Origin of the sequence: Ramlibacter sp. (assembly GCF_036383835.1) — a bacterium.
Lineage (GTDB): Bacteria > Pseudomonadota > Gammaproteobacteria > Burkholderiales > Burkholderiaceae_C > Ramlibacter.
In genome coordinates, this window is the sequence record NZ_DASVNN010000076.1 from 1 (window position 1) to 20,133 (window position 20,133).

The following is a 20,133-nucleotide window of genomic DNA, read 5'->3' on the forward strand; positions in this document are numbered from 1 at the left end:
CGGCCGGCAGCTGCACCTGGACGTCGCGGTCGCCGCGGCGCACCTTGGTCATCACGACATAGGGCGCGCCCACCCGCCGGGCGACGTCGCCCACCCATTGTTCGCTCTCGGCGTCCGGGCCGACCACGATGCACCGCGGCACCTCGCGCTGCAGCCATTCGGCGATCGCCGGCGCGGCCGGCACGACCTGGCTGCGGATCGTGTAGATCGCATCCAGGCCGGGCCAGCGGTGCAGGTGCGGATCGATCGTCAACAGGAAGTCGAAGGTGGACGACAGGATGCGGGCGTAGGTCCGCGAGGTGATCGCCTCGCCCGGGCGGAAGCGGTCGTCCTGGCGCATGTAGGGCAGGTAGGGCGCGACCAGCCCGACCTCGGTGGCGCCCAGTTCGCGCGCGGCGTCGGCGGCGAACAGCAGGGGCAGGGTCTTCTCGTCGGGATGGTCCAGGTGTGCCACCAGCACGACGCGCCGTCCGCTGACCGCGGTGCGCAGCCGCACGACCCCCTCGCCGTCGGGGAAGCGGTGCACTTCGACCATGTTGGCCGCGCAGTGCAGCCGGGCGGCCAGCGCCTCGGCGAGCGGTTCGGCGCCGGGCAGCGCGAGCAGGAGGAGGTTCATGCGTCCTCGGCGTGGTCGACGGAATCGGACTGGACTGCGTCGTAGTCTAGCCGCAAGATACGCGCCAGCGACAGGAGGAACCGACCGTGTTCGCCGACCGCATGGACGCCGCCACGCAGCTGGCGGACGCGCTGTCCCGGTACCGGGACCTGCATCCCCTCGTTCTCGCCATTCCGCGCGGCGCCGTGCCGATGGCGGCCCTCATCGCAAGCCGGCTCGGCGGCGCGCTGGACGTCGTGCTGGTGCGCAAGCTGCACGCGCCCGGCGCGCCGGAATTCGCGATCGGCGCCGTGGACGAATCCGGCTGGGTCTACCTCGCGCCGCATGCGAGCGAGGTGGGCGCGACGTTCGCGTACGTCGACGAGCAGAAGCTCTTCGAGCTGGAGGAACTCCAGCGCCGGCGCGAGCTGTACACGCCCGGCCGGCCGCCCATCGAAGCTTCGCGGCGCATCGTCATCGTCGTGGACGACGGCCTCGCGACCGGTTCGACCATGGTGGCCGCCCTGCATGCGGTGCGGCAGCGCGCTCCCGCGCGCCTGGTGTGCGCGGTGCCGGTGGCTTCGCCGGAGAGCGCCAGGCTGGTCGCGGAGCATGCCGACGAGGTGGTGTGCCTGCAGACGCCGCGCCGCTTCAACGCGGTGAGCCAGTTCTATGCCGCCTTCCCGCAGCTCGGCGACGATGAAGTGGTGTCGCTGCTGCGCGAGGCCCGCACGGCACCGGCTGCCTGAGCCGTGGCGACGGCAGCGCCTTGGGTGAACTTCCCGGCTTCCGGCTGCTCCTAAGCAATTCGGGACTCCAAGCTGCCGCGACCCTGCGGGCGTCCGCGGCCCATTTCGCCATGAACAAATTCCGCTCCTGGGCGGCGCTGCTGCTCGCCGCCTTCGCCTTTCCGCTGGCCGCGCAGGCCGCCGCTGCCGCCGGGCCGTCCGCGCTGCGGGCGCGCCACGCCAGCCTCGCGCCCCAGCTCGCCGGCAGCGCCTTCGGCGGGCCCCTGGTGCTGCAGTCGCAGGAAAGCGCCCGCCGCATCGACGGCGACGTCTACGCGGTGGTGGACCATCCTTTCCAGGCGGTGTCGGCGGCGCTGTCCGACCCGGCGCAGTGGTGCGAGATCCTCATCCTGCACATGAACACCAAGTACTGCCGCCGCGTGGACGGCCAGGGCGCCACCCGCGTGGAGGTGCGCGTGGGCAAGAAGCAGCCGCAGGAGGTCCGGTCGGCGACGCTCCTCGCCTTCGCCTGGCGCGCGCCGCAAGTCCAGGGCGACTACCTGTCGGTGCAGATGGATGCGGCGGACGGCCCCTACGACACGCGCGACTACCGCTTGCTCGCCGAGGCGATCCCGCTGGAGGGCGGCCGCACCTTCCTGCACATGGGATACGGACTCAGCTACGGCGGCGCGAGCGACCTCGCCATGTCCCTGTACCTCGGCACGGTCGGCCGCGACAAGGTGGGCTTCACCCGCGTGAAGCAGTCCGGCGGCGACGAGGGCTTCGTCGCCGGCATGCGCGGCGTCACCGAGCGCAACACGATGCGCTACTACCTGGCGATCGACGCCTACCTCGATTCCCTGTCGGCGGCTCCGGAACAGCAGGTCGAGAAGCGCCTGCAGGCGTGGTTCGACGCCACCGAGAAGTTCCCGCGGCAACTGCGCGAACTGGAACGCGAGGCCTACCTGCGGATGAAGCGCAACGAAGTGGAGCGGCAGACCGCGGTGCGTTGATACGACCTCAGGCGCGACGGAGGAAGCGGGTCGCGCCGAACAGGTCCTCGGTGCCGACCAGGTGCGCCGTGCATCCGACCAGTTCCGTGTTCATCTCCAGCGCCGCGCCGGCCAGCTGCTGCCAGTACTGCGTGGCGCTTTCCAGGTCGGAGCGCATCAGCTCGCCCTGCACGCTCATCAGGTCCAGCGCGTTGCCGGCCCGGCGCAGCCGCTCGATGCCCTCCGCATGCCTTTCGGCCGCGTGCTGGGCGGCTTGCTCCTGGATACCGCGTATCGCCTGGAAGCCTCGGAAGAGGGCGCACGCGCTTTCGCTGGCCACCAGCATCTGCTGGCGGGTGAAATCGGTCGCCCAGTCGTTGGCGGACGGCGCGGATGCGGCGGGCTGCTGCGCCGACGGCGCGGAGCGGATGTTCCTCACGGCCATGGTGGCCTCCTCTGGTGTGGAGTGGCGGCGGGGTCAGCGCCCCGTGCCGGGTCGTTCGTGGATCGCCTGGCAGGCGGTGCAGAAACGCGTCGCGGGCAGCACCACCAGCCGGCGCTCGTCGATCGCTTCACCGCAATCCTCGCACAGGCCATAGGTCCCCTCGTCGACACGGCGCTGCGCCGCGAGCACCTGCGAAAGTTCTTCGGCCGCGTGCGCGTACGCGGCTTCGTCGAGCAGCGCGCGGCTTTCCTCCGCCGCGACGTCCTTGAAGTCCTGCACCTCCGGCAGGTGGTCACCCAGCGGAGCCGTCGCATGCATCGCGGTGCGCAGTTCGCCCTCTCGCAGGCGCAGCTTCTGCGCGATCAGCGTGAGTTGCGGGGAGGGGGCGGTGGTGTCGATGACGGCGCGCATGGCAGACCTCGAGGACGATGGCAGGATTCTGGACCTGGCAGGCCGCGCGACCTTGATTTGCAGCAACTCCCCTGCGCACGACATGCCTAAGCCGCGGAGTGCTGCCTGCATACACTTGAATCCGCGTCGTTACGAAAAACGCGGCATCCGGGCCTCGAGCTCGACGGGTCTAGGGCGCGATGGGGTCGGCGCGCCTCAGCGGGATCGTGCGCGCGCTGCGCGCCCGCAACTGGCCGCAGCCCGCGTCCACATCCTGTCCCGCCGACTGCCGCAGCTTGGTGAGGATGCCGCGGCGATGCAGCGTCCGGGCGATCTCGGCCGCGCGTTCCCAGGACGGCCGGCGGAAGTCGAGGCCGTCGACGCTGTTGAACGGGATCATGTTCAGCACGCCGTACTTGCCGGAGAGCAGCTGCACGATCCCTTCCAGTTCGTCCTCGCCGTCGTTGACGCCTTCGATCAGCGTCCACTGGTACTGGATCGGATAGCCGGTGCTGCGCGCGTAGCGTTCGCCGGCCTCGACCAGCTCCTGCGGCGTCAGGCGCGGTGCGCGCGGCAGCAGTTGCTCGCGCAAGCCGGGCTTGGTCGTGTGCAGCGACAGCGCAAGCGCCGGCTTGACGCGGCCTAGCGGCAGGCGTTCGAAGACGCGCGGATCGCCGACCGTGGAGAACACGATGTTCTTGTGGCCGATGTTGCCGGCGGTGCCGAGCAGTTCGATGGCTTCCAGCACGTGGTCCAGGTTGTGGGCCGGCTCGCCCATGCCCATGAACACCACCTTCTTCACCGGCCGGCGGGCGCGGGCGAGGGCGACCTGGGCCACGATCTCGGCACTGCCGACCTGCCGCACCAGCCCGTCGCGGCCGGTCATGCAAAACACGCAGCCGACCGCGCAGCCCACCTGGGTCGACACGCACAGGCCCTCGCGCGGCAGCAGCACGCTTTCCACCGTCTGGCCGTCGGCCAGTTCGACCAGCAGGCGCTCGGAGCCATCGGAGCCGGGATGGATCGATTTCAGCCGCGCAAGTCCGTGCAGGCCGGCTTCGATCGCAGGCAGCGCATCGCGCAGCGACTGCGGCAGGAAGTCCTCGATGCGGCGCTTGCCGCTGTCCTGGGGCAGCGCGTTGGTCCACAGGCGCAGCACGCGGTAGGCATGGGCGGGGTTGGCGCCGGCGTCCTGGAGACGTTGCCTCCAATCCGCGATCGATCTTCCATCCATGTGATTTGACATAATACGCATCGTATCAACACAAGCCGCCGGCGCCAGCCCAGCCCGATGGCCATCATGGTCCACCGGCTGCTGCAGGCCGTCACGCCGGCCCCCACGCACTTCGCGGCCTGACATTCTCCCAGCTACGCGCGCCGCTCGAAGCGCGCGAGGGAAAAAGCATGACCGAAGGACCCGACCTGTTCGGCCAGGTGCCCGTGACCTGGCCGGAAGTCGTCGACTGGTGCGCCCGCGTGGCGGGCATCACACCCGACAGCCCGCGCTTTCTGCCTTACGTGCAGTCCTGGCGCGTAGTCGAAAAGATCGCAGCATCGAAGCTCGCGAACTTTCGACCACCCTTGCCATCACCAGAGCTCAATCGTTAACATCGCGCCGCTTGCGCAACAGGGGGTAAGAACAATGGCGGAGAAACTGGCGGCCAGCTTGAGCCGCGCATCCGAAGAGCTGCAGCTGCTGGCCGCTGTGGCTGTCGTGGGTGTCGCGGCGTTCGCCGCGGTCACGATCGTGCGCTGGGCACCCGAGTGCGGGATGGTGCTCGCGTGGCTGGTGCAGTAAGAAAAGACCCCGGGCCGCCAGCCCGGGGCAAGCCTTGCCTTGCATGAACCTGAATTGTGAAAGAGCCAGGCCGGCGGGCGCCCGATCGCGCCGCGGCCGCGGGATCAGCTAGCGCACCAGGCGGTGCACCGCATAGGCGGCAGCGCCGACGATGGCGGCCAGCACCAGGTGCTTGACGATCTCGTCGCGCGTGGGCATCCAGGCGGGTGTGGTCACGGCTTGCGGTCCTCCAGGCGATCGAGGCGCTTCTCGTGCAGCTCCACGCGCACCAGGGCCTCGCGCAGGTCCGAGCGGATCGCGGCGTAGGTGGTCCCCACGCCGATGGCCTGCGACACGATCAGCGGCACCAGCCAGGCCGGCCAGGTCGAGGGCGACGAGGCTTTCACTTCGAAGCCTTCCCGGCCACGTAGAACAGCGTGCGATCGCCGAACAGGTAGAAGCTCACGCTGCTGGCCATGTTGGCCACCATGGGCGAGACCTCGCCCGCGGCGGCCTGGACGCACCAGGTGCCCACCACGCCGACGACGACGGCGGGCCGCTGCAGCTGGCGCACCGCGGCGACCCAGCGGTACGACTCGCCATCGCCGCCCTGCATGGCCTTGAACTGATCGAGCTCGAGCTGCCGCAGCTGCAGGAACTCGAGGAAGGTGCCGGGCTTGACGCTCTCGGGCGCCAGCCACTTCTGCACGGCGTACTTGCCGCCCTCCATCACGAGGGGCAGCAGCGCGGTGAGGATGGTGATCGGATCCATGGTCAGTGCGTCACGTCGTACAGCCAGCCGCCGAGCGACCAGGAGCCGTCGGCGTTCTTGCCGGGGCCGTCGGGTGCCGTGACCAGGGCGCCGCCCACGCGGTTGATGCCCGTGTACGCGGCGTTGTCGGTGCTCAGAGGGTTGAGCGTGGTGTGCGCCAGGTTGTCGGCCCACTCGGCGGCGCCGTCGAAGGCGTCACCGAAGGTCTCGCGCATGGCGCGCAGACCGTACCAGGCGACACCGACCAGGGCGGCGCCCACGGCCAGCTTCACCACCAGGTCACCGGAGATGGGCTGCAGCTTCATGGCGTCAGCCGAACAGGCTCATGCCGTAGTTGAAGGCCGACGAGATGTTGACCGGGTTCACGGCCGCCGCGTCGGGCACATAGACGGCCTCGTCGCCGATGTAGCCGCCGCTGGCGCCCGAGCCCGGCACCGTGACCGACGGCGACGACGAGCCGTCCACGCTGTTCACCAGGCCGCCCAGGATGCCGCCGATCTGGCGCCACAGCTGCGAGTCGTTGCGCTGGTACAGCTGCTGCGCGGCGGGCGAGTTCGTCGGCGGCAGCGCCGCGGCGGCCGTGGCCGGGCGCATGCGCTTGTACACGTAGAAGGCGCCGGCACCGACGGCGCCCAGGATCAGGAGAGTGGAGAGGTTGTCTTTCATGGGTCAGGCCTCGGAAACGGTGATGCCGCCGGCGCCCTGGTAGGCGGCCAGCAGCTGCGACAGCTTGCGTTCGGGCTGGGCGTAGCCGGCGCCGGGCAGGCTGGCCCACTCGGCGGCGCACTTGCGCACGGCGCTGGCGATGCGCCCGGCGATCACGTCGCCCAGGGCGCCGCGCTCGCGAATGAGCTCGATGGCGAAGGCATCCTGCGAGGCCGGCGAAAAGTCCGGCAGCTGCAGCTTGGCCTTGATGCGGTCCCAGGTGTTGACGCGCGTGCTGCCGCCGCTCGGAAGCGGCGACACCGCCATGGCCTGGTAGCCGCCGGCCGCGGTGGTCCACAGCGTGCGGCCGGCTTGGTCGCGGAACTGCACGGCGATGCGCGGGTGATCGTCGAAGCCGGAGAACAGACGCCCGCCGAACAGCGTGCGATAGCCGTCCGGACCCGCCGTGCCCTCGGCAAAGCGAATCATGGACAGGAAGGCGGCCACGTTGCCGGCGGCCACGGGCGTGGTCACGGTGTCGGGTTGCATGTAGGTCTCCGGGTCCAGCGTGGTCTGCAGCTCGTCCCACCAGGTGGCGCCCTGCTCCGCCTCGGCCTCGCCGTCCCACGACAGCGGCGACAGCGCGAAGCCGTCGCGGCTGGCGAGCCACAGGCCCAGGCCCGCAGCAGCGACGATGGCAACGAGCAGCCGCATAGGGCTTCAGACGTCCTCGGTGAAGTACTCGAACGTCGCGCCCAGCGACACGTTCACCAGGTTGGTGATGCCGGCGACGATGGCCTGCCCGGGAGCAAGGACGACCGGCTCGGTCAGCTTGTAGATCGCGGTGGTGTTCTGCAGCCCGCAGATCTGCGCAATTTCGTTGCCGGCGGCGTACGAGGCCACCGCAGCCACCGCGCGCAGTTCGCCGACCGTGTCCGCCGCGCCGCCGCCACTCTTCGATGCCGGGCCAGCGCCGTAGACGGCGCCGATGGCGGCGCCCGCCAGCTGCAGGCTGGCAAACCAATTCGAGTTGGTCGACATGCAGATGATCTGCGACACCACGATCCGCCTGCCGGAGCCGACCTTGTTCAGCAGCTGCACCGCGGAGTAGTTGGCGGCGACGCCGGCCTGGTACACGAAGCCGGAGAACGCGCGCAGCGAGAGCGTGCGCGCCTTGGCGCCGTCGATCACGGACACTTCGCCCGTGATGCGGTCATCGATGAAGCCGGCGCCGGACACCAGCAGCTGCACGACGTTGACGGCGCCGCTGGTGTCGGTGAGCAGCAGGCGCGTGAAGGGCGTGCGCTCCAAGCCTTGACCAGGCAGAACCTGGCCCATGTTGCCGAAGCTGTCGCCGGTGACGGTGAGCGTCCCGGTGGAGCTCAGCACCTTGAACATATCGCCGTGCACCTGCAGCGGAAAGGCCCCGCCGGCGGGAATGACGATCGGGTAGATTTTCGCGGGCAGCATCAGTTTCCTCTCACAGCCAGGCCGGCCACCAGCAGCGAGCCGGCGACGGCGCCGATCAGCATCAGGTCGGTCCACTGGCCTCGGCCCTTGGCGTCCTCGTAGGCGCCGGCCACCATGGTCTGCGTGGCCTGCAGGTTGTCGAGGGCGCGATCGGTCTGCGACTTGCCCGCCTCCAGCACTTTGTTGCCGAAGGAGAGCGCGGTATTGAGCGCACCCACGTTGCCCGCGATCGCCGACTCGGCGATCGACGCGGCGGTCTGGATCGCGCCGCCGTCCAACACGGTGACGGAGGCGCCGTTGTTCGCGTACAGCGAGTTCTCGCCCAGCACCGCGCGGTTGTCGGTGTAGTGCTGAGCGCTGCTTTGGCTGCTCTTGCTGCTGCTCATTGAAGCCTCAGGGGTTTGTTGACGATGCGCGCGACGTCGGTCCAGCCCTCGCGGACGCAGGCGCGCACCAGGTGCGGATGCCGCGTGCACATGGACAGCAGATCCGCCTGGTAGACCTGGCGCGCCAGGGCCTCGATCACGGGCAGCACCTGGTGCGGGCGCGCCCTGTCGCCGAGCGACCGCATGCCCACCACATCCAGCAGCCGGCCGCCTTCGAGCTCGGAGCCGCGCAGCGCGATCAGCACGCGCTGGCCCTCGATGCCGATCTCGAACAGATGCGCGTTGCCCAGGCAGTTCTTGAAGCCTTCGACCAGCGCCCAGGGCGAAGCCTCGGCGCTCGGTCGCATGGCCTCGATGGCGTCAGCCGTCCAATCGAGCTGGCGAAGGGTTACTTGCGCAGCAGCAGCCATGCGGCGACACCAGCAAGCGCAGCGATCCCCAGCAGCAGCGGCAGCGAGCCGGCGGCCTGCACCGACTGGCCGCTGCCGGCCAGGTTGATGCTCCAGTCGCCGTTGCCCCAGCCGCTGGTGCCGGTGCCGGAGGTGCCGCCGGAGGCGCCACTGCTCGCGGAAGCGGAGATAGGCCCCACGGGTTACCTCCGGTTGTTCGAGACCAGCCAGGCGACCGCCAGGCCGGCGCCGAACACCAGCGCGATCGGCGGGATGTTGAAGCCCGCGCTGGCCGGCGCCGCCACTTGCGTCTGCGTGCCCTCCAGGGAGATGCCCTGCGGGCCCAGCGTCATGAACTGGCGCGGCGGATTGACCGCCTGGCCGTCCGTGCCGGCGTAGCTCTGGTCACCGGTGCCACCCAGCCAGCCGTTGACGGCGCCCACGAAGGCGCGCAACGGCCGCAGGGCGTCCTGGTCCTGTTCGTCGGGAAGGAGCGACATGCCGCCTCCCTTCGATCAGTACGCGGCGACGGGCAGCAGCTCCTCCGTCTCGACGGTGATGGTTTCGCCCGCGGAGAAGGTGGCGTAGAACTGCGCCGAGCGCACGCCGGAGCCGGGGCGCGTGTCCCAGGTGCGGCCCTGCAGCTGGCCGTCCTGCACCGGATCGAACACCACCAGGTTGGCCTGCGGCGTCTTGCTGTTGTCCTTTTGCGAGGCTTCGTTCTGCAGCTTGGTCAGCTCGTGCTCGGTCACGCCCTCGCGCACCGTCTTGAGCGCGGTCAGGTTCGCGCTGTAGATGTGGATGCGGCGGTAGTTGGAGCCGCCGCCGGCGGGGTCGAGGTGCGGGATCGGCAGCGCGAACTGGCCGGCCGCGCCGATCACCACCGTGGCGCGGTGGCGGCGCACGGTGAGGAAGCGGATGGCCTGTTCGCTCGCATCGTCGGTCGGGGCGCTCACGTCGGCGAGGCCGGTCAGCGTCGGCGCGGTGGCGCCGGCAATGGTCACCTCCAGGCGCAGTGCCGTGATCTTCGAGGCGGGCGACAGGTCCAGGGCGCCGGCCTGGCGCGCGTTGACCGTGACGGCCTTGCGGTCCATGAAGTCGAGCTTCAGGATGGTCGCGTCGGCGGCGCCGCCGTTGTACAGGTTCGAGGCGTCGAGCTTGCTGCCGTCGGTCTCGAAGATCACCTTGCCGTTGGCCTTGATCTCGATCTTGGTGATCATGGCCTTGGTGAAGGTGCCGCCCAGGGTGAACGTCATCTTCTCGACGACGGTGCCCAGCAGCTTGTTGAGGTCGCAGATGGCCACACCGGCGGCCACCACGTTCTGGAAGGGATCGAGCGCGATCTGCTTTTGCATGTTCGTGCTCCCCTTACACCACTTCCTGCACGACCGGCAGGTACTTCGCCAGGGCCACGGCGCCGACGGCGATGGCGGCCGTCTTGATCGCGGGGTGCGGGGCGAAGCGGTAGGCCGCGTAGAGCGCGGCGGCGACCAGCGCTCGCTTGGTCGTGTCGTTGGTCAGCAGCTGCTGCATGAGGGGCTCTCCAGTGGAAGAAAGGGGACAGACCCCCACTGCAGCAGCGATGCGCCAAAGCGCGAAACGTCAACCCTTAGGTAGGCTGGCTAAGGTGCGCTTCGCGGCGGCCGAACTTTTTTCGCGGCGGCCTTCTTGGCGGCCTTGTTCGTTGTTTTTTTGCCGTCGCCGAACGTCAAAACGCCCTGCACCAGCTCGATCGAGCTCGCCCGCTTCTCGATCCAATGCAGGTCCGGCAGCGCCACGAAGCGCTTCGGATCCGCGCCCCACATGCTGCCCAGCGTGCGCGCATCGCCCGCGCCCAGGCGCCCGCAGTGCACGACGTCGCAGTTGTCGATGAAGCTTTTGTCGGTCTCGGCCAGGCGCTGCCCCGCGGCCAGGATCGCCAGCCACTTCCGTTGGCCGGCCTGGACGTAGTCGCGGCCGACGTTGACGCAGCGGCGCCACTCGGCCGGCGCGCGGCTGGCCTGTGTTACCTCGGGCAGCTCGTCGACGAACATCAGCAGGCAACCGGCGATCCACGCGATGAGGCAGAACAGCTTGAACTGTTCGTGCACGTCCTTCGTGTGGTCGACCATGTAGCGCAGGCGAAAGCTCGGCGCCTTCGCCAGGCGCGCCAGGTCGTTGATCGTGTGCACCGGCTGGCCGACGCCCTCCAGGCCGGGGTCATGCTTGAAGTCCCACACCAGCAGGCGCGGGACCTTCATCGCGCGCAGCTGGCGCTCGATCTCCTGACGACACCATGCGGTCTTGCCCGTGCCACGCGCGCCGAAGGCGGACATGGTGAGGGCTTTGGCGAGCTGCGGCGTCAAAGGAAGTCCCCAAACCGGCGATCTATGTCGAGATAGTGGACGTAGTTCGGCGCCGTGGAGAAGGTACCGAGCCGCTCTTCCTCCTGTTCGAAGGGGTCAATTCCGTTGAACGTGATCGGCGACTGAGCGTCGATCAACTCGCGACCGCAGAACAGCAGGCGCCAGCGGCGGGGGAAGCCCTTCTCGTCGTTCGTTCGCTCGATCCGCAGCGATCGACCATTCTGCAGCACACACTGCACACGCTCCAGGAAGAACACCTTCGGAAGCGCGCTCAGCACCTCGACGCGCGGCGGGATCACAGCACCTGCCCTCTTCCGTCGGCCGCATCGGCGGCCTGCAGCAGCTCGGCGGCGAGCTGGCGGGCCTGCGTGGGATCCACCTCGATCTCCTTACGGAAGACCGGCAGCACCAGGGCGAGCGACACCATCGGGCGGGGCGTGCGCACCGGCTTGGCGATGAGGTCCAGGATTCCGACCTTCATGCGGCGCCTCCGACGAAGGTGGCCGTGGTGTCGTTCGCGGCGGGCGCGGCCGGCGCGGGCGCCTTGACCTGGTCGCCTTGCGGCGGCTTCGCCTTCACGTCCACGGGCTTCCTCAGCGCGAGTTCGGCCGCCGTGGCCTGGTAGACGCTCACGGCCAGGGCGACGGTGGCGAGCGCGGCCAGGTAGGTGTCATGGTGCTTGCCCATGTACTGCCCCAGCTGGATGCCGCGACGATCGCACCAGCCGCCCCACAGCTTGCCCATGTCGGCGCACTCGGCATCGGTGAGCACCGCCTTGGGCGCCTTGAGCTGCGTCAGCGAGCTGAACATGTCGCGCGCCGTCTGCAGCGTGTCGGCGATCAGCACCGCGTTGGTCTTCTGCACTTCCACCGGGCCGGCACCAGGTGCAGCAGATCCACCACTGCCGAAAGCGCTGGTGGCGATGCCCTCGATCTGGTCCAGGCTCTCCGCCTGGCTGGCGGTTTCGAGCGACAGCTGCGGGCCTGCACCAGGCGCAGCAGCTGCAGGCTGCAGCGGTTGGCCGTTGATGGCTTGTTGTTCGGGGTTCGCCATGCCTTACCCCAGCATCGTGCCGACAGCGCGGCGCGCGGGCGCCGGGACCGGCGCGGGCGGCTGGCCGGCCGGGGCCGGCGCAGGCTCACCCTCGGGCGGATCGCGGCGGAGGTGCGAGGCCTCCAAGTCGCGGCGCCACTTCGTGCCCTTCTTGGCGAAGGTGGGCGCGCCGCACTTGTGGCACGTCGCGCTCAGGTTCCCGCCGGCGGTCTCGTTGACCGCCACGTCCGTGCAGCTGCAACTCGGGTTGATGCAGCGCATTTCGCCAATCCGGGCCATGCGATCAGCCCAGGACGCGGAGGTCTGCGCAGTTTTCGACGGTGACGGCGCCGTCGGTGTCCCACTTGACGCCCACGGTGGTGGGATCGTTGGCCGGGATCGACCAGACCACGCCGGCCTGGCCGGCGCGCGCGTGCTGGGGGGAGATGGGCTGGACCGAGGTGTAAACCTGACGCATGGAAGCTCCTGTGGTGGTGCCATGACGCCCGCAACGGTCGAGCACGACTGTAACGGCTGGCTCAGCAGTAAGGCAAGCGGCCCTTAGGCGGGCTCGGGCACCCCACCCTCCCCTACCCCTCGGCCACCGGCCGTTATCGCGCTGGCGGCCCTAATGCGGCCCGGCGGATCGGTGTCCGTGCGGCCGGCTCGCCCGCTCTCTTCCTGGTGACGGTTGTTCCTGAGGCCCTGGTGCCGGCGTGCACCTGGTGCAGGGCTGGGCGCTGGTGCGGCGCCGCGTAGACGGCGCCGCCGGGGGTCGTTTCGCCCCCTCAGGGGGGCTGTGTTTGTGGATGTTCTGTGCACAAGAACCCGCCCAATGCGCGCGTACGCGCAGGGGTAGTAATAATTGAATTCCCTCCCTGAGACCCCTGCGCGTTACCCTGCGCCAAATACCCACCTAAGGCGGTCTCTCTCAGAGGGAAAAGTCGGTCGCCGGCCCCTGCGTTAAATCCTGCGGGCTTTTGCTGTGGGCGTGGGTTGGCTTTCGCGGCGATCACGGGGCGTGATGAACAGCCGCAGCTGGCCGTGAGCCGCGTTCTGCGCGCGGTCACGGCGCACCAGGTTCATTGCTTCGAGGTCGTCGACCAGGCGGCGCACTTGCGGGTAGGAGGGGCCTGGCCGGCGCCGGCCGCGCTCTGGCTGGGGGGGCGTCATCAGCTCGATGAAGCGGGCGTAGGTTGTGCACAGCTCGCCGCTGCGGAAGTCCGCGTGCGCGCACAGCAGCAGGTACAGGTGCAGCGCCTGCGAGTCGCGCAGCATGTGCAGCAGGAAGGTCAGCTCCGCCTGGTCGAGGCGGATGAACTGCGGCGCCTTGAGGACCGCCAGGCGGGGCGCCGCGCCCTGCCTGGTGCCAGCGGCGGGCCCGTATTGCGAGCGGGTCATTCAGCCGCGGGTGCCCGCGGGAACGGCAGCTGCATGTCGGTGATCGCATCCTGCAGCTGCAGCACGAGGATGGCCTTTTCCTCCGCGACAGCCTCGCGCAGGCGGGCCATCAAGCCGGCACCTCGATGCATGACACCACGCGCAGGCGATCGACGTGCAGCATCGGGAATTCGTCGACCAGCTGCGTGGCAGCCTCGCGGAAGGCCGTGGCCTCGGTGGTGGCCGGACCCTCCCACACGAAGGGCTGGCCGTCGGCATCGACCTCGATGCGGAAGCGGCGGGCGTCACTCATGGCCGATGCCCTCGCCTGCGTCCGGCGAGTTCGGCGCAACTTCGAGAGAAGTTGTTGCGCCGCCCTCGCCGCGAAGCACCGCGGCCAGGCGATCAAGCTGCCACTGTCGCTCAGTGCGGCGGGCGGCGGAGGCGGAGGCGTAGGCGGAGGCGTAGGCGGCGGCGGCGGCGGCGGCGGCGGCGGCGTCGGAGGCGTAGGCGTAGGCGGCGTAGGCGTCGGCGGCGGCGGAGGCGTAGGCGGAGGCGTAGGCGTAGGCGGCGTAGGCGGCGGCGGCGGCGGCGGAGGCGGAGGCGGCGGAGGCGGAGGCGTCGGCGCGCGCCTGGCGGCGCTCTTCGTCCGTCGCCTCGCCGCGTGCGAAGCGGCGCGCGACCTCGATGCACTGGCGCGGGCGCTTGTCGTCGGGGTGGCGCCTCTCGAATATCTCCAGCACGCGTTCCGCGAAGTCGCAGGCCAGCTCGCGCAGGACGCGCTGCCGCGCATCGTTGTACGGCTCGCAGGAGGCGTGCCGCAGACCCCACAGCACGTCGCTCACATCGTTGGACTGGCAGGCCACCGCCAGGGGCACAGGGTCTTCCTCGCCCACGAAGGGCAGCGTCTTCTTGATGTGGCGCTTGAACTTGGCGAACCCCTCGGCGCAGGCCTGCGCCTGCTTCAGGCGCGCCAGGCTGGTGCAGGCCCACAAGGGGGCGTTGGGGAACAGTGGCGCGAGCGGGGTGCCGTCGGCGGGGTGCTCTGCCTTAGAGGGGGTGGTCGCGGCCCGTTGGCCGGCTTGAGAGTCGGAGGTGTGCAACGTGTTTCTTCCATGCCGCCGGCCGGTGGCCCGCCCCCGAAGGGACCCCCCGGCCTGGAATGGAACGTTGCGGGCACCATGAGCGGCTGCTCGACCGGGGGGCAGGCGGAATGTAGCCCACGGCCCGAGAACGGTCAACAGGCAAAGGGCGCTCACGCCGATTGGGTGTTGACGCCCTAGGGCGCTGGGCTATGCTCGCGCTGTCACGTTGCAGGGGCACGCCATGAAGGCAGCAGAGTGGATTGACCGTCTGAAGGATGCGCGCGGCTGGGAAAGCGACTATCGCGCCGCCAAGGAACTCGGTCTGAGCCGGAACACGATCAGCAACTATCGCAGCGGCACGCGCACGCTGGACGACGAGACCGCCGTCAAGGTGGCGGAGGCGCTCGAAGTCGAGCCCGAAATCATCATCCTCGACCAGCACGCAGAGCGCACCAACTCAGAGCCGGCGCGCGCGGCGCTGGCGGGCCTGCTGCAGCGGATCTCGGGAAAAGCACCCGGCGGCGGAAGCGCCGCCGTCGGAAGGAAGGGCCAAGTTGACATAACTTCGGCCGCATCGGCGACGTTCGCGGGGGGTGATCCCGCGCGAAATACGCATCGTATCAGCGGGAGCTATCGGTTACCGTGAGGCCCCGACAGCGGCGAACGGCGGTAAAAAGCATGCCGCCCCGGCTGGATCCGGAGGCAGGACGACAAAGGGAGAAACTCTTGATCACGCGACTTTCCATTTTCGCCGCGGTGGCCATGCTCGCCGCCGGCTGCGCCACACAGAACACTGCCACCAGCTCGCTGCCCGAATCCAGTGGCCGCAACCTGGTGTACCGCGATGCTTCCGGCAACGCGATCCGGCAGTTCATCTATCCGGACGACGCCTTCTGCCGCCGCGTCGAGGCGCTGGCCGGCCGCGCCGCCCGTTGCCAGGCCGAACCGGTGGCCGGCATGACCGCGCGCGCGACGCTGCGCTACAACCCGCCGGGTGTCATCGTCGAAGGCCAATACTCCGACATGAACCGCTGCCAGACGGACAACCGCGTGATGTCGGCTGGCGTACAACTGGTCAATCCCTGCGCGCCGCAGTAGCCGCCGGCAAGCGAACTTTCAGCGGCAAGTGGTTGTCACCACTTGCCTTTGGGCTGCTGGGCGCGGATCGCGGCGGCGATCAGGTCGGCCGCATCCCGCCGGTTGCCTTTCTGGGCGAAGTCCACCGCGGACATGCCCAGCTCGTTGCGCATCGTCGGATCCGCGCCGGCCTCCAGCAGCAGCTTCACGGCCGCCGTGCTGCCGTACATCGCCGCCATCATGAGGGGCGTCGACTTGTTCGGCGACTCCGCATCGATGAAGGCGTTTTCGTCCAGCAGGATCTGCATCACCTCCAGGTGCCCGCCCGTGGCCGCGTAATGGAGCGGAGCCCACCCCGGCTTGTTGACGTCGGCGTCGCGGGCGATCAGCTTCTTCACGATCTCCTTCTGGCCCTTCATCGAGGCGATCATCAGCGGGCTTTCGTCCTTCGCGCTGCGCCACTCGACCTGCGTCCTGGGCCACTGGATCAGGGCCTCGGCGGCCTTGAGCGAGCCTTCGTGCACGGCGATGAACAGGCCGTGGCGGCCCGACGGGTCCAGCGCATTCGGGTCGAAACCCCGCTGCAGCAGCTCGGCGATCTTGCCCGGGTTGTCCTGCTTGATGGCCACGAAGAAGTCTTCGTAGGAGCCGGCGCGCGCCACGGAAAGTCCAATAAGGACAAATAGATAGACAAAGAATCTGACGTAATTTCTCATGACTGAACGCCGCTGAACAGCGTCTCGAAATTGCGGCTCGTGAGCTCGCCGACCTCCTCCACCGCCAGCCCGCGCAGCTCCGCGATCTGCCTGGCCACGTAGGGCACCAGCGCCGGCGTGTTGGTCTTGCCGCGGAACGGCACCGGGGCGAGATACGGGCTGTCCGTCTCGATCAGGAGCCGGTCGGCCGGCACGAAGCGCGCCACTTCGCGCAGGTCGGCCGCGTTCTTGAAGGTCAGGATGCCCGAGAAGGACACGTGGAAGCCCAGGTCCAGGGCGGCCCGCGCCACTTCCATCGTTTCGGTGAAGCAGTGGAAGACGCCGCCGGCGGCCCCCGGCGAGCCGTCCTCGCCCTCTTCCTTCAGGATCGCGATGGTGTCGTCGGAAGCCGAGCGCGTGTGGATGATCAGCGGCTTGCCGCACTGGCGCGCCGCCCGGATGTGGGCCCGGAAGCGATCGCGCTGCCATTCCATGTCGGCGACCGTGCGGCCACCCTTGCGGCCTTCCATGTCGTAGTAGTCGAGGCCGGTTTCGCCGATCCCCACCACCTTGGGCCGCGCCGCCAGCTCCAGCAGCCTGGCGACCGTGGGCTCGGCCAGGTTCTCGGTGTCCGGATGCACGCCGGCCGAGGCCCAGAAGTTGTCGTAGCCCATCGCCAGCGCGTGCACGTCCTCGAACTCCTCCAGCGTCGTGCAGATGCACAGCGCGCGGTCGACGCCGGCGTCCGCCATCTGCCGGCGGATCTCGGGCAACTGGGACTGGAGTTCGGGGAAGCTGAGGTGGCAGTGGGAATCGACGAACATGGCGGCACGAAAGCAGGCGCGCCGCGCAGGCTCGTGGCCCCGCGGCGCTGGCAAGACGGATTCTAGGACGGGAGGATCAGATCGTCTGGGTGGGACGCTCGGAGGCCAGGTGGCCGCCCAGGATCTCCTCGATCTTCACCTTCAGCAGCTTGGACTTGTCATCCGAGGGAAAGCGCACGCCGACGCCCTGCGTGCGGTTGGCCGCGGCCCGCGCCGGCGTGACCCAGGCGACCTTGCCGGCCACCGGATAGCGCTGCGGGTCGTCCGGCAGCGACAGCAGCACGTACACGTCGTCGCCCAGCTTGTACTCGCGCGTGGTCGGGATGAACACGCCGCCGTCGGCGAACAGCGGGATGTAGGCGGCATACAGCGCGGCCTTCTCCTTGATGGCCAGCTGGATGACGCTCGGGCGCGGGGTGGCGGGGGCTGCGGCGTGTGTGCTCATGGGTTGGCTTTCGAGTTTAGGGCCGCCCGCGCCTGCGCCACAAGGTCTTCCAGCATCAGTCCCGCGTTGAAAGGGTGGTCGACCGTGCGGGAAGTCTCGGCCAGGTCGCGCCACCAGCCGGTGAGGGCCGCGACGGAAGCCGCCGGCGGCAGGTCCCCGGGCTCGAAAAAGCGCGGTTTCGCACCCGTTCGCAGCGCCAGCAGGTCGTGGCACAGCTTCTGGAACGACTCGACCAGCTGCGCCGGGCTCCAGTTCGCGACCCCCGCGATGTCGCCCCGCACCAACGCCTTGGGCCATTGCGACCAGCTCCGGGCGTCCAGTCCGGCCTGGTGCAGGCGCAACGCGTCTTCCGGACGGCCACCGGATGCGCGCAGCAAGCCGGGCGCGGCCGGCGCGGGAACGCCCTCCTCCTGCAGCCAGGCCGTCGCCTCCTCCGCCGTGGGCCACGCCAGGGTGTGGCCGAGGCAGCGGCTGCGGATCGTGGGCAGCAGCTGGTGCGCCGCTTCGCTGGCCAGCACGAAGCGCACGTCGCCGGGCGGCTCTTCCAGCGTCTTCAGCAGCGCGTTGGCCGTCACCTGGTTCATGCGTTCGGCCGGATACACCATCACCACCTTGCCGCGGCCGCGCCCGCTGGTGCGCTGCGCGAACTCGAGCGCGTCGCGCATGGCGTCGACGCGGACCTCGCGGCTGGCCTTGCGCTTCTTGTCGTCGATGTCGGCCTGCGCCTTTTCCGACAACGGCCAGCCCATGTCCATCATCACCGTCTCGGGCATCAGCACCGCGAGATCGGTATGGGCACGCACGTCGACCTGGTGGCAGCTTTCGCACTGGCCGCAGGCGCCGTCGGCCGTGGGACGGTCGCACAGCCAGGCCTTGGCCAGTCCGAGCGCCAGGTTGTACTGTCCAAGCCCGGAAGGGCCCTGCAGCAGCCAGGCATGGCCGCGCTGCGCCAGCAGCCGGCGCAGCTGCCCGGTGATCCAGGGAGCCGTCATCGCAGGATGCCCTTGTCCTGCAGGCCCGCTTCCAGCGCGCGCCACACCGCCTCGCGCGGCTGGTCGGCATCGATGCGCAGGAAGCGGCCGGCATCGGCCTGCAGGCGCGCCGCGTAGCCGGCCGCCACGCGGGCGAAGAAGGCCTGCGGCTGCGATTCGAACTTGTCCGGCACGCGGGCACCCGCGAGGCGCTGCGCGGCGACAGCCGGATCGAGGTCGAACCACACCGTGAGGTCCGGCTGGCGCAGCGTCGCGTCCGGCACGTTCTGCACCCAGCGCTCCAGCGTCGTCAGCACCTGCAGGTCGAAGCCGCGGCCGCCGCCCTGGTAGGCGAAGGTGGCGTCGGTGAAGCGGTCGCACAGCACGGCGTCGCCGCGGGCCAGCGCCGGCTCGATCACCTGCAGCAAGTGGTCGCGGCGGGCCGCGAACATCACCAGCGCCTCGGTGAGCGGGTCCATGGCATCGTTCAGCGCCAGGGCCCGCAGCTTTTCCGCCAGCGGCGTGCCACCGGGTTCACGCGTGAGCACCACGGTGCGTCCGGCAGTGCGCAAGGCCGCGGCGAGCGCATCGATGTGCGTGGACTTGCCCGCGCCATCGATGCCCTCGAAGGTCAGGAACAGTCCGCGGCTCATTGGCTGATGCCGCGCTGGTACTTGTTGACCGCCCGGTTGTGCTCGTCGAGGGAGCCGCTGAAATGGCTGCTGCCGTTGCCCTTGGCCACGAAGTACAGGTAGTTGCCGGGCGCGGGCTGCACGGCGGCCAGCAGCGAGTCCTTGCCAGGCATCGCGATCGGCGTGGGCGGCAGGCCGGCGCGCAGGTAGGTGTTGAAGGGCGTGTCGGTCTGCAGGTCCACCTTGCGCAGGTTGCCGTCGAAGCGCTCGCCGATGCCGTAGATCACGGTGGGATCGGTCTGCAGCGGCATGCCCACGCGCAGCCGGTTCTGGAACACCGCGGCGATCAGCGTGCGGTCCGCGGCCTTGCCGGTTTCCTTCTCCACGATGCTGGCGAGGTTCAAGGCCTCTTCCGGCGTCTTGAGGATCGACTGCGGGCTGCGCTGCGCCCAGGCCTGCGCGAGGCGCTTGTCCATGGCGCGCAGCGCGCGCTGCAGCACCTTCACGTCGCTGGAGCCCTTGGCATAGGTGTAGGTGTCTGGGAAGAAGCGGCCCTCGGGGGCCACGCCTTCGCGGCCCAGGAGCTTCATCAGGTCGGCGTCGGCCAGGTTGGCCGTGTCCGGCTTGAGCGCGTCGGCCTTGGCCAGCGCGGCGCGCACCTGGCGCCAGTTCCAGCCTTCCACCAGGGTCACGGCGCGCAGCGTGACGTCGCCGCGGGCCAGCTTGTCCAGCAGGCGTTCCGGCGTGATGCCGCGTTCCAGTTCGTAGCTGCCGGCCTTGATGCGATGGCCCTGGCCCGAGACGCGGAACCAGGCGAACAGCAGCCGCGGGTCGACGTCGACGCCGGCATCGCGCACGGCCTGCGCCACGCCGCGCGGCAGCGTGCCGGGCTCGATCGAGAGGTCCACGGAGCTGCCGCGCAAAGGCAGCGGCTGGTGGACCCACCACCAGCCCGCGCCGCCGATGGCAGCGGCGGCCAGCAGCGCCAGCAAGAACAAGGTGGAAAGAAAACGGCGCACGTCCCTGCTTCGTCTGTGGAATGTCCCGGCCATGATAAC

The 20,133-nt window shown here is 69.5% G+C and carries 36 protein-coding genes; 6 read left to right on the plus strand and 30 right to left on the minus strand.

Going from position 1 to position 20,133, the window contains the following annotated elements; all coding sequences use genetic code 11:
• On the minus strand, positions 1–616 hold a 616-nt coding region (prs, locus tag VF522_RS13055; protein ID WP_330908706.1), incomplete at its 3' end, for a ribose-phosphate diphosphokinase.
• Positions 617–717: 101 nt separating this feature from the next.
• Here prs and VF522_RS13060 point away from each other — a divergent pair.
• Positions 718–1,344, plus strand: a complete 627-nt coding sequence (locus VF522_RS13060) for a phosphoribosyltransferase (RefSeq protein ID WP_330908754.1) — start codon at positions 718–720, stop codon at positions 1,342–1,344.
• Positions 1,345–1,454: 110 nt separating this feature from the next.
• Positions 1,455–2,336 carry a hypothetical protein gene (locus tag VF522_RS13065; protein ID WP_330908707.1) on the plus strand — a complete coding sequence of 294 codons (882 nt, stop codon included), beginning with the start codon at positions 1,455–1,457 and terminating at the stop codon, positions 2,334–2,336.
• 7 nt (positions 2,337–2,343) lie between these two features.
• Here VF522_RS13065 and VF522_RS13070 read toward each other — a convergent pair whose 3' ends face one another.
• The 3 genes from VF522_RS13070 to VF522_RS13080 all read right to left on the minus strand — a co-directional run bounded on the left by VF522_RS13070 (position 2,344) and on the right by VF522_RS13080 (position 4,384).
• Positions 2,344–2,760, minus strand: a complete 417-nt coding sequence (locus tag VF522_RS13070; RefSeq protein ID WP_330908708.1) for a phasin family protein — start codon at positions 2,758–2,760, stop codon at positions 2,344–2,346.
• Between the two features lie 33 nt (positions 2,761–2,793).
• Positions 2,794–3,171, minus strand: a complete 378-nt coding sequence (locus VF522_RS13075) for a TraR/DksA family transcriptional regulator (RefSeq protein WP_330908709.1) — start codon at positions 3,169–3,171, stop codon at positions 2,794–2,796.
• A gap of 169 nt (positions 3,172–3,340) precedes the next feature.
• Positions 3,341–4,384, minus strand: a complete 1,044-nt coding sequence (locus VF522_RS13080) for an RNA methyltransferase (protein WP_330908710.1) — start codon at positions 4,382–4,384, stop codon at positions 3,341–3,343.
• 170 nt (positions 4,385–4,554) lie between these two features.
• Between VF522_RS13080 and VF522_RS13085 the strand changes: the two genes are divergently transcribed.
• Together VF522_RS13085 and VF522_RS13090 are read left to right on the plus strand one after the other, a co-directional pair.
• The gene (locus VF522_RS13085) at positions 4,555–4,758 is read left to right on the plus strand and encodes a hypothetical protein (RefSeq protein WP_330908711.1); all 204 of its coding nucleotides are present in this window, start codon (positions 4,555–4,557) and stop codon (positions 4,756–4,758) included.
• A 58-nt stretch (positions 4,759–4,816) separates the two neighbouring features.
• Entirely contained in the window at positions 4,817–4,948 is a 132-nt protein-coding gene (locus VF522_RS13090; RefSeq protein WP_330908712.1) for a hypothetical protein, read from the plus strand.
• Between the two features lie 212 nt (positions 4,949–5,160).
• Here VF522_RS13090 and VF522_RS13095 read toward each other — a convergent pair whose 3' ends face one another.
• The 20 genes from VF522_RS13095 to VF522_RS13190 all read right to left on the minus strand — a co-directional run bounded on the left by VF522_RS13095 (position 5,161) and on the right by VF522_RS13190 (position 14,341).
• Entirely contained in the window at positions 5,161–5,334 is a 174-nt protein-coding gene (locus VF522_RS13095) for a hypothetical protein (protein WP_330908713.1), read from the minus strand.
• Positions 5,331–5,699 carry a hypothetical protein gene (locus VF522_RS13100; RefSeq protein WP_330908714.1) on the minus strand — a complete coding sequence of 123 codons (369 nt, stop codon included), beginning with the start codon at positions 5,697–5,699 and terminating at the stop codon, positions 5,331–5,333. The genes VF522_RS13095 and VF522_RS13100 overlap by 4 nt, the downstream gene beginning before the upstream one ends.
• Positions 5,700–5,701: 2 nt before the next feature.
• Positions 5,702–6,004, minus strand: coding sequence for a hypothetical protein (locus VF522_RS13105; RefSeq protein WP_330908715.1), 303 nt, complete (start codon positions 6,002–6,004; stop codon positions 5,702–5,704).
• Between the two features lie 4 nt (positions 6,005–6,008).
• On the minus strand, positions 6,009–6,365 hold the full coding sequence (locus VF522_RS13110; RefSeq protein WP_330908716.1) for a hypothetical protein: 357 nt from the start codon (positions 6,363–6,365) through the stop codon (positions 6,009–6,011).
• A gap of 3 nt (positions 6,366–6,368) precedes the next feature.
• Positions 6,369–7,058, minus strand: a complete 690-nt coding sequence (locus VF522_RS13115) for a glycoside hydrolase family 104 protein (RefSeq protein WP_330908717.1) — start codon at positions 7,056–7,058, stop codon at positions 6,369–6,371.
• Positions 7,059–7,064: 6 nt separating this feature from the next.
• Positions 7,065–7,814: a hypothetical protein gene (locus tag VF522_RS13120; RefSeq protein ID WP_330908718.1), complete on the minus strand. Its 750-nt coding sequence runs from the start codon at positions 7,812–7,814 to the stop codon at positions 7,065–7,067.
• Complete coding sequence (locus VF522_RS13125; RefSeq protein ID WP_330908719.1) at positions 7,814–8,200, minus strand: hypothetical protein; 387 nt, start codon at positions 8,198–8,200, stop codon at positions 7,814–7,816. The genes VF522_RS13120 and VF522_RS13125 overlap by 1 nt, the downstream gene beginning before the upstream one ends.
• Positions 8,197–8,547: a hypothetical protein gene (locus VF522_RS13130; protein ID WP_330908720.1), complete on the minus strand. Its 351-nt coding sequence runs from the start codon at positions 8,545–8,547 to the stop codon at positions 8,197–8,199. The genes VF522_RS13125 and VF522_RS13130 overlap by 4 nt, the downstream gene beginning before the upstream one ends.
• Before the next feature lie 41 nt (positions 8,548–8,588).
• On the minus strand, positions 8,589–8,789 hold the full coding sequence (locus tag VF522_RS13135) for a hypothetical protein (protein WP_330908721.1): 201 nt from the start codon (positions 8,787–8,789) through the stop codon (positions 8,589–8,591).
• 3 nt (positions 8,790–8,792) lie between these two features.
• Complete coding sequence (locus VF522_RS13140) at positions 8,793–9,089, minus strand: hypothetical protein (protein ID WP_330908722.1); 297 nt, start codon at positions 9,087–9,089, stop codon at positions 8,793–8,795.
• Between the two features lie 15 nt (positions 9,090–9,104).
• Positions 9,105–9,944 carry a major capsid protein P2 gene (locus tag VF522_RS13145; protein ID WP_330908723.1) on the minus strand — a complete coding sequence of 280 codons (840 nt, stop codon included), beginning with the start codon at positions 9,942–9,944 and terminating at the stop codon, positions 9,105–9,107.
• 13 nt (positions 9,945–9,957) lie between these two features.
• A complete protein-coding gene (locus VF522_RS13150; protein ID WP_330908724.1) occupies positions 9,958–10,122 on the minus strand; it encodes a hypothetical protein in 165 nt (54 codons plus the stop codon).
• An 89-nt stretch (positions 10,123–10,211) separates the two neighbouring features.
• Positions 10,212–10,904, minus strand: coding sequence for a hypothetical protein (locus VF522_RS13155; RefSeq protein WP_330908725.1), 693 nt, complete (start codon positions 10,902–10,904; stop codon positions 10,212–10,214).
• A gap of 26 nt (positions 10,905–10,930) precedes the next feature.
• A complete protein-coding gene (locus VF522_RS13160; protein ID WP_330908726.1) occupies positions 10,931–11,233 on the minus strand; it encodes a hypothetical protein in 303 nt (100 codons plus the stop codon).
• Positions 11,230–11,415 (minus strand): hypothetical protein, encoded by a 186-nt coding sequence (locus VF522_RS13165; RefSeq protein ID WP_330908727.1) that lies wholly within the window; start codon positions 11,413–11,415, stop codon positions 11,230–11,232. Before VF522_RS13165 ends, VF522_RS13160 begins: the two co-directional genes overlap by 4 nt.
• Positions 11,412–11,987: a hypothetical protein gene (locus VF522_RS13170; RefSeq protein ID WP_330908728.1), complete on the minus strand. Its 576-nt coding sequence runs from the start codon at positions 11,985–11,987 to the stop codon at positions 11,412–11,414. The genes VF522_RS13165 and VF522_RS13170 overlap by 4 nt, the downstream gene beginning before the upstream one ends.
• 283 nt (positions 11,988–12,270) lie before the next feature.
• Complete coding sequence (locus VF522_RS13175) at positions 12,271–12,444, minus strand: hypothetical protein (RefSeq protein WP_330908729.1); 174 nt, start codon at positions 12,442–12,444, stop codon at positions 12,271–12,273.
• Positions 12,445–12,929: 485 nt separating this feature from the next.
• Positions 12,930–13,367: a hypothetical protein gene (locus VF522_RS13180; RefSeq protein WP_330908730.1), complete on the minus strand. Its 438-nt coding sequence runs from the start codon at positions 13,365–13,367 to the stop codon at positions 12,930–12,932.
• 109 nt (positions 13,368–13,476) lie between these two features.
• Positions 13,477–13,659, minus strand: a complete 183-nt coding sequence (locus VF522_RS13185) for a hypothetical protein (protein ID WP_330908731.1) — start codon at positions 13,657–13,659, stop codon at positions 13,477–13,479.
• A complete protein-coding gene (locus VF522_RS13190) occupies positions 13,652–14,341 on the minus strand; it encodes a putative immunity protein (RefSeq protein WP_330908732.1) in 690 nt (229 codons plus the stop codon). Before VF522_RS13190 ends, VF522_RS13185 begins: the two co-directional genes overlap by 8 nt.
• Before the next feature lie 331 nt (positions 14,342–14,672).
• Here VF522_RS13190 and VF522_RS13195 point away from each other — a divergent pair, with 331 nt between their 5' ends.
• On the plus strand, positions 14,673–15,077 hold the full coding sequence (locus tag VF522_RS13195; protein ID WP_330908733.1) for a helix-turn-helix domain-containing protein: 405 nt from the start codon (positions 14,673–14,675) through the stop codon (positions 15,075–15,077).
• Between the two features lie 80 nt (positions 15,078–15,157).
• The gene (locus VF522_RS13200) at positions 15,158–15,529 is read left to right on the plus strand and encodes a hypothetical protein (RefSeq protein ID WP_330908734.1); all 372 of its coding nucleotides are present in this window, start codon (positions 15,158–15,160) and stop codon (positions 15,527–15,529) included.
• 35 nt (positions 15,530–15,564) lie between these two features.
• Here VF522_RS13200 and VF522_RS13205 read toward each other — a convergent pair whose 3' ends face one another.
• The 6 genes from VF522_RS13205 to mltG all read right to left on the minus strand — a co-directional run bounded on the left by VF522_RS13205 (position 15,565) and on the right by mltG (position 20,127).
• Positions 15,565–16,224: an ankyrin repeat domain-containing protein gene (locus tag VF522_RS13205; RefSeq protein WP_330908735.1), complete on the minus strand. Its 660-nt coding sequence runs from the start codon at positions 16,222–16,224 to the stop codon at positions 15,565–15,567.
• A complete protein-coding gene (locus tag VF522_RS13210; RefSeq protein WP_330908736.1) occupies positions 16,221–17,027 on the minus strand; it encodes a TatD family hydrolase in 807 nt (268 codons plus the stop codon). The genes VF522_RS13205 and VF522_RS13210 overlap by 4 nt, the downstream gene beginning before the upstream one ends.
• A gap of 76 nt (positions 17,028–17,103) precedes the next feature.
• Entirely contained in the window at positions 17,104–17,472 is a 369-nt protein-coding gene (locus tag VF522_RS13215) for a PilZ domain-containing protein (RefSeq protein WP_330908737.1), read from the minus strand.
• Positions 17,469–18,464, minus strand: a complete 996-nt coding sequence (locus VF522_RS13220) for a DNA polymerase III subunit delta' (RefSeq protein WP_330908738.1) — start codon at positions 18,462–18,464, stop codon at positions 17,469–17,471. Before VF522_RS13220 ends, VF522_RS13215 begins: the two co-directional genes overlap by 4 nt.
• Positions 18,461–19,096, minus strand: coding sequence for a dTMP kinase (tmk, locus tag VF522_RS13225; RefSeq protein WP_330908739.1), 636 nt, complete (start codon positions 19,094–19,096; stop codon positions 18,461–18,463). The genes VF522_RS13220 and tmk overlap by 4 nt, the downstream gene beginning before the upstream one ends.
• A complete protein-coding gene (gene mltG / locus VF522_RS13230) occupies positions 19,093–20,127 on the minus strand; it encodes an endolytic transglycosylase MltG (protein ID WP_414709520.1) in 1,035 nt (344 codons plus the stop codon). The genes tmk and mltG overlap by 4 nt, the downstream gene beginning before the upstream one ends.
• Positions 20,128–20,133: the final 6 nt, after the last annotated feature.

Bases quoted from the DNA above. Each gene is read 5' to 3' on its own strand.
- VF522_RS13070 (WP_330908708.1), bottom strand. From the start codon at position 2,760: ATGGCCGTGAGGAACATCCGCTCCGCGCCGTCGGCGCAGCAGCCCGCC.
- VF522_RS13100 (WP_330908714.1), bottom strand. From the start codon at position 5,699: ATGGATCCGATCACCATCCTCACCGCGCTGCTGCCCCTCGTGATGGAG.
- VF522_RS13085 (WP_330908711.1), top strand. From the start codon at position 4,555: ATGACCGAAGGACCCGACCTGTTCGGCCAGGTGCCCGTGACCTGGCCG.
- VF522_RS13140 (WP_330908722.1), bottom strand. From the start codon at position 9,089: ATGTCGCTCCTTCCCGACGAACAGGACCAGGACGCCCTGCGGCCGTTG.
- VF522_RS13125 (WP_330908719.1), bottom strand. From the start codon at position 8,200: ATGAGCAGCAGCAAGAGCAGCCAAAGCAGCGCTCAGCACTACACCGAC.
- VF522_RS13060 (WP_330908754.1), top strand. From the start codon at position 718: ATGGACGCCGCCACGCAGCTGGCGGACGCGCTGTCCCGGTACCGGGAC.
- tmk (WP_330908739.1), bottom strand. From the start codon at position 19,096: ATGAGCCGCGGACTGTTCCTGACCTTCGAGGGCATCGATGGCGCGGGC.
- VF522_RS13215 (WP_330908737.1), bottom strand. From the start codon at position 17,472: ATGAGCACACACGCCGCAGCCCCCGCCACCCCGCGCCCGAGCGTCATC.
- VF522_RS13130 (WP_330908720.1), bottom strand. From the start codon at position 8,547: ATGCGACCGAGCGCCGAGGCTTCGCCCTGGGCGCTGGTCGAAGGCTTC.
- VF522_RS13155 (WP_330908725.1), bottom strand. From the start codon at position 10,904: ATGTCCGCCTTCGGCGCGCGTGGCACGGGCAAGACCGCATGGTGTCGT.
- VF522_RS13105 (WP_330908715.1), bottom strand. From the start codon at position 6,004: ATGAAGCTGCAGCCCATCTCCGGTGACCTGGTGGTGAAGCTGGCCGTG.
- VF522_RS13180 (WP_330908730.1), bottom strand. From the start codon at position 13,367: ATGACCCGCTCGCAATACGGGCCCGCCGCTGGCACCAGGCAGGGCGCG.
- VF522_RS13205 (WP_330908735.1), bottom strand. From the start codon at position 16,224: ATGAGAAATTACGTCAGATTCTTTGTCTATCTATTTGTCCTTATTGGA.
- VF522_RS13075 (WP_330908709.1), bottom strand. From the start codon at position 3,171: ATGCGCGCCGTCATCGACACCACCGCCCCCTCCCCGCAACTCACGCTG.
- VF522_RS13220 (WP_330908738.1), bottom strand. From the start codon at position 18,464: ATGACGGCTCCCTGGATCACCGGGCAGCTGCGCCGGCTGCTGGCGCAG.
- VF522_RS13120 (WP_330908718.1), bottom strand. From the start codon at position 7,814: ATGCTGCCCGCGAAAATCTACCCGATCGTCATTCCCGCCGGCGGGGCC.
- VF522_RS13115 (WP_330908717.1), bottom strand. From the start codon at position 7,058: ATGCGGCTGCTCGTTGCCATCGTCGCTGCTGCGGGCCTGGGCCTGTGG.
- VF522_RS13170 (WP_330908728.1), bottom strand. From the start codon at position 11,987: ATGGCGAACCCCGAACAACAAGCCATCAACGGCCAACCGCTGCAGCCT.
- VF522_RS13175 (WP_330908729.1), bottom strand. From the start codon at position 12,444: ATGCGTCAGGTTTACACCTCGGTCCAGCCCATCTCCCCCCAGCACGCG.
- VF522_RS13145 (WP_330908723.1), bottom strand. From the start codon at position 9,944: ATGCAAAAGCAGATCGCGCTCGATCCCTTCCAGAACGTGGTGGCCGCC.
- VF522_RS13165 (WP_330908727.1), bottom strand. From the start codon at position 11,415: ATGAAGGTCGGAATCCTGGACCTCATCGCCAAGCCGGTGCGCACGCCC.
- mltG (WP_414709520.1), bottom strand. From the start codon at position 20,127: ATGGCCGGGACATTCCACAGACGAAGCAGGGACGTGCGCCGTTTTCTT.
- VF522_RS13210 (WP_330908736.1), bottom strand. From the start codon at position 17,027: ATGTTCGTCGATTCCCACTGCCACCTCAGCTTCCCCGAACTCCAGTCC.
- VF522_RS13080 (WP_330908710.1), bottom strand. From the start codon at position 4,384: ATGGATGGAAGATCGATCGCGGATTGGAGGCAACGTCTCCAGGACGCC.
- VF522_RS13065 (WP_330908707.1), top strand. From the start codon at position 1,455: ATGAACAAATTCCGCTCCTGGGCGGCGCTGCTGCTCGCCGCCTTCGCC.
- VF522_RS13150 (WP_330908724.1), bottom strand. From the start codon at position 10,122: ATGCAGCAGCTGCTGACCAACGACACGACCAAGCGAGCGCTGGTCGCC.
- VF522_RS13110 (WP_330908716.1), bottom strand. From the start codon at position 6,365: ATGAAAGACAACCTCTCCACTCTCCTGATCCTGGGCGCCGTCGGTGCC.
- VF522_RS13195 (WP_330908733.1), top strand. From the start codon at position 14,673: ATGAAGGCAGCAGAGTGGATTGACCGTCTGAAGGATGCGCGCGGCTGG.
- VF522_RS13185 (WP_330908731.1), bottom strand. From the start codon at position 13,659: ATGAGTGACGCCCGCCGCTTCCGCATCGAGGTCGATGCCGACGGCCAG.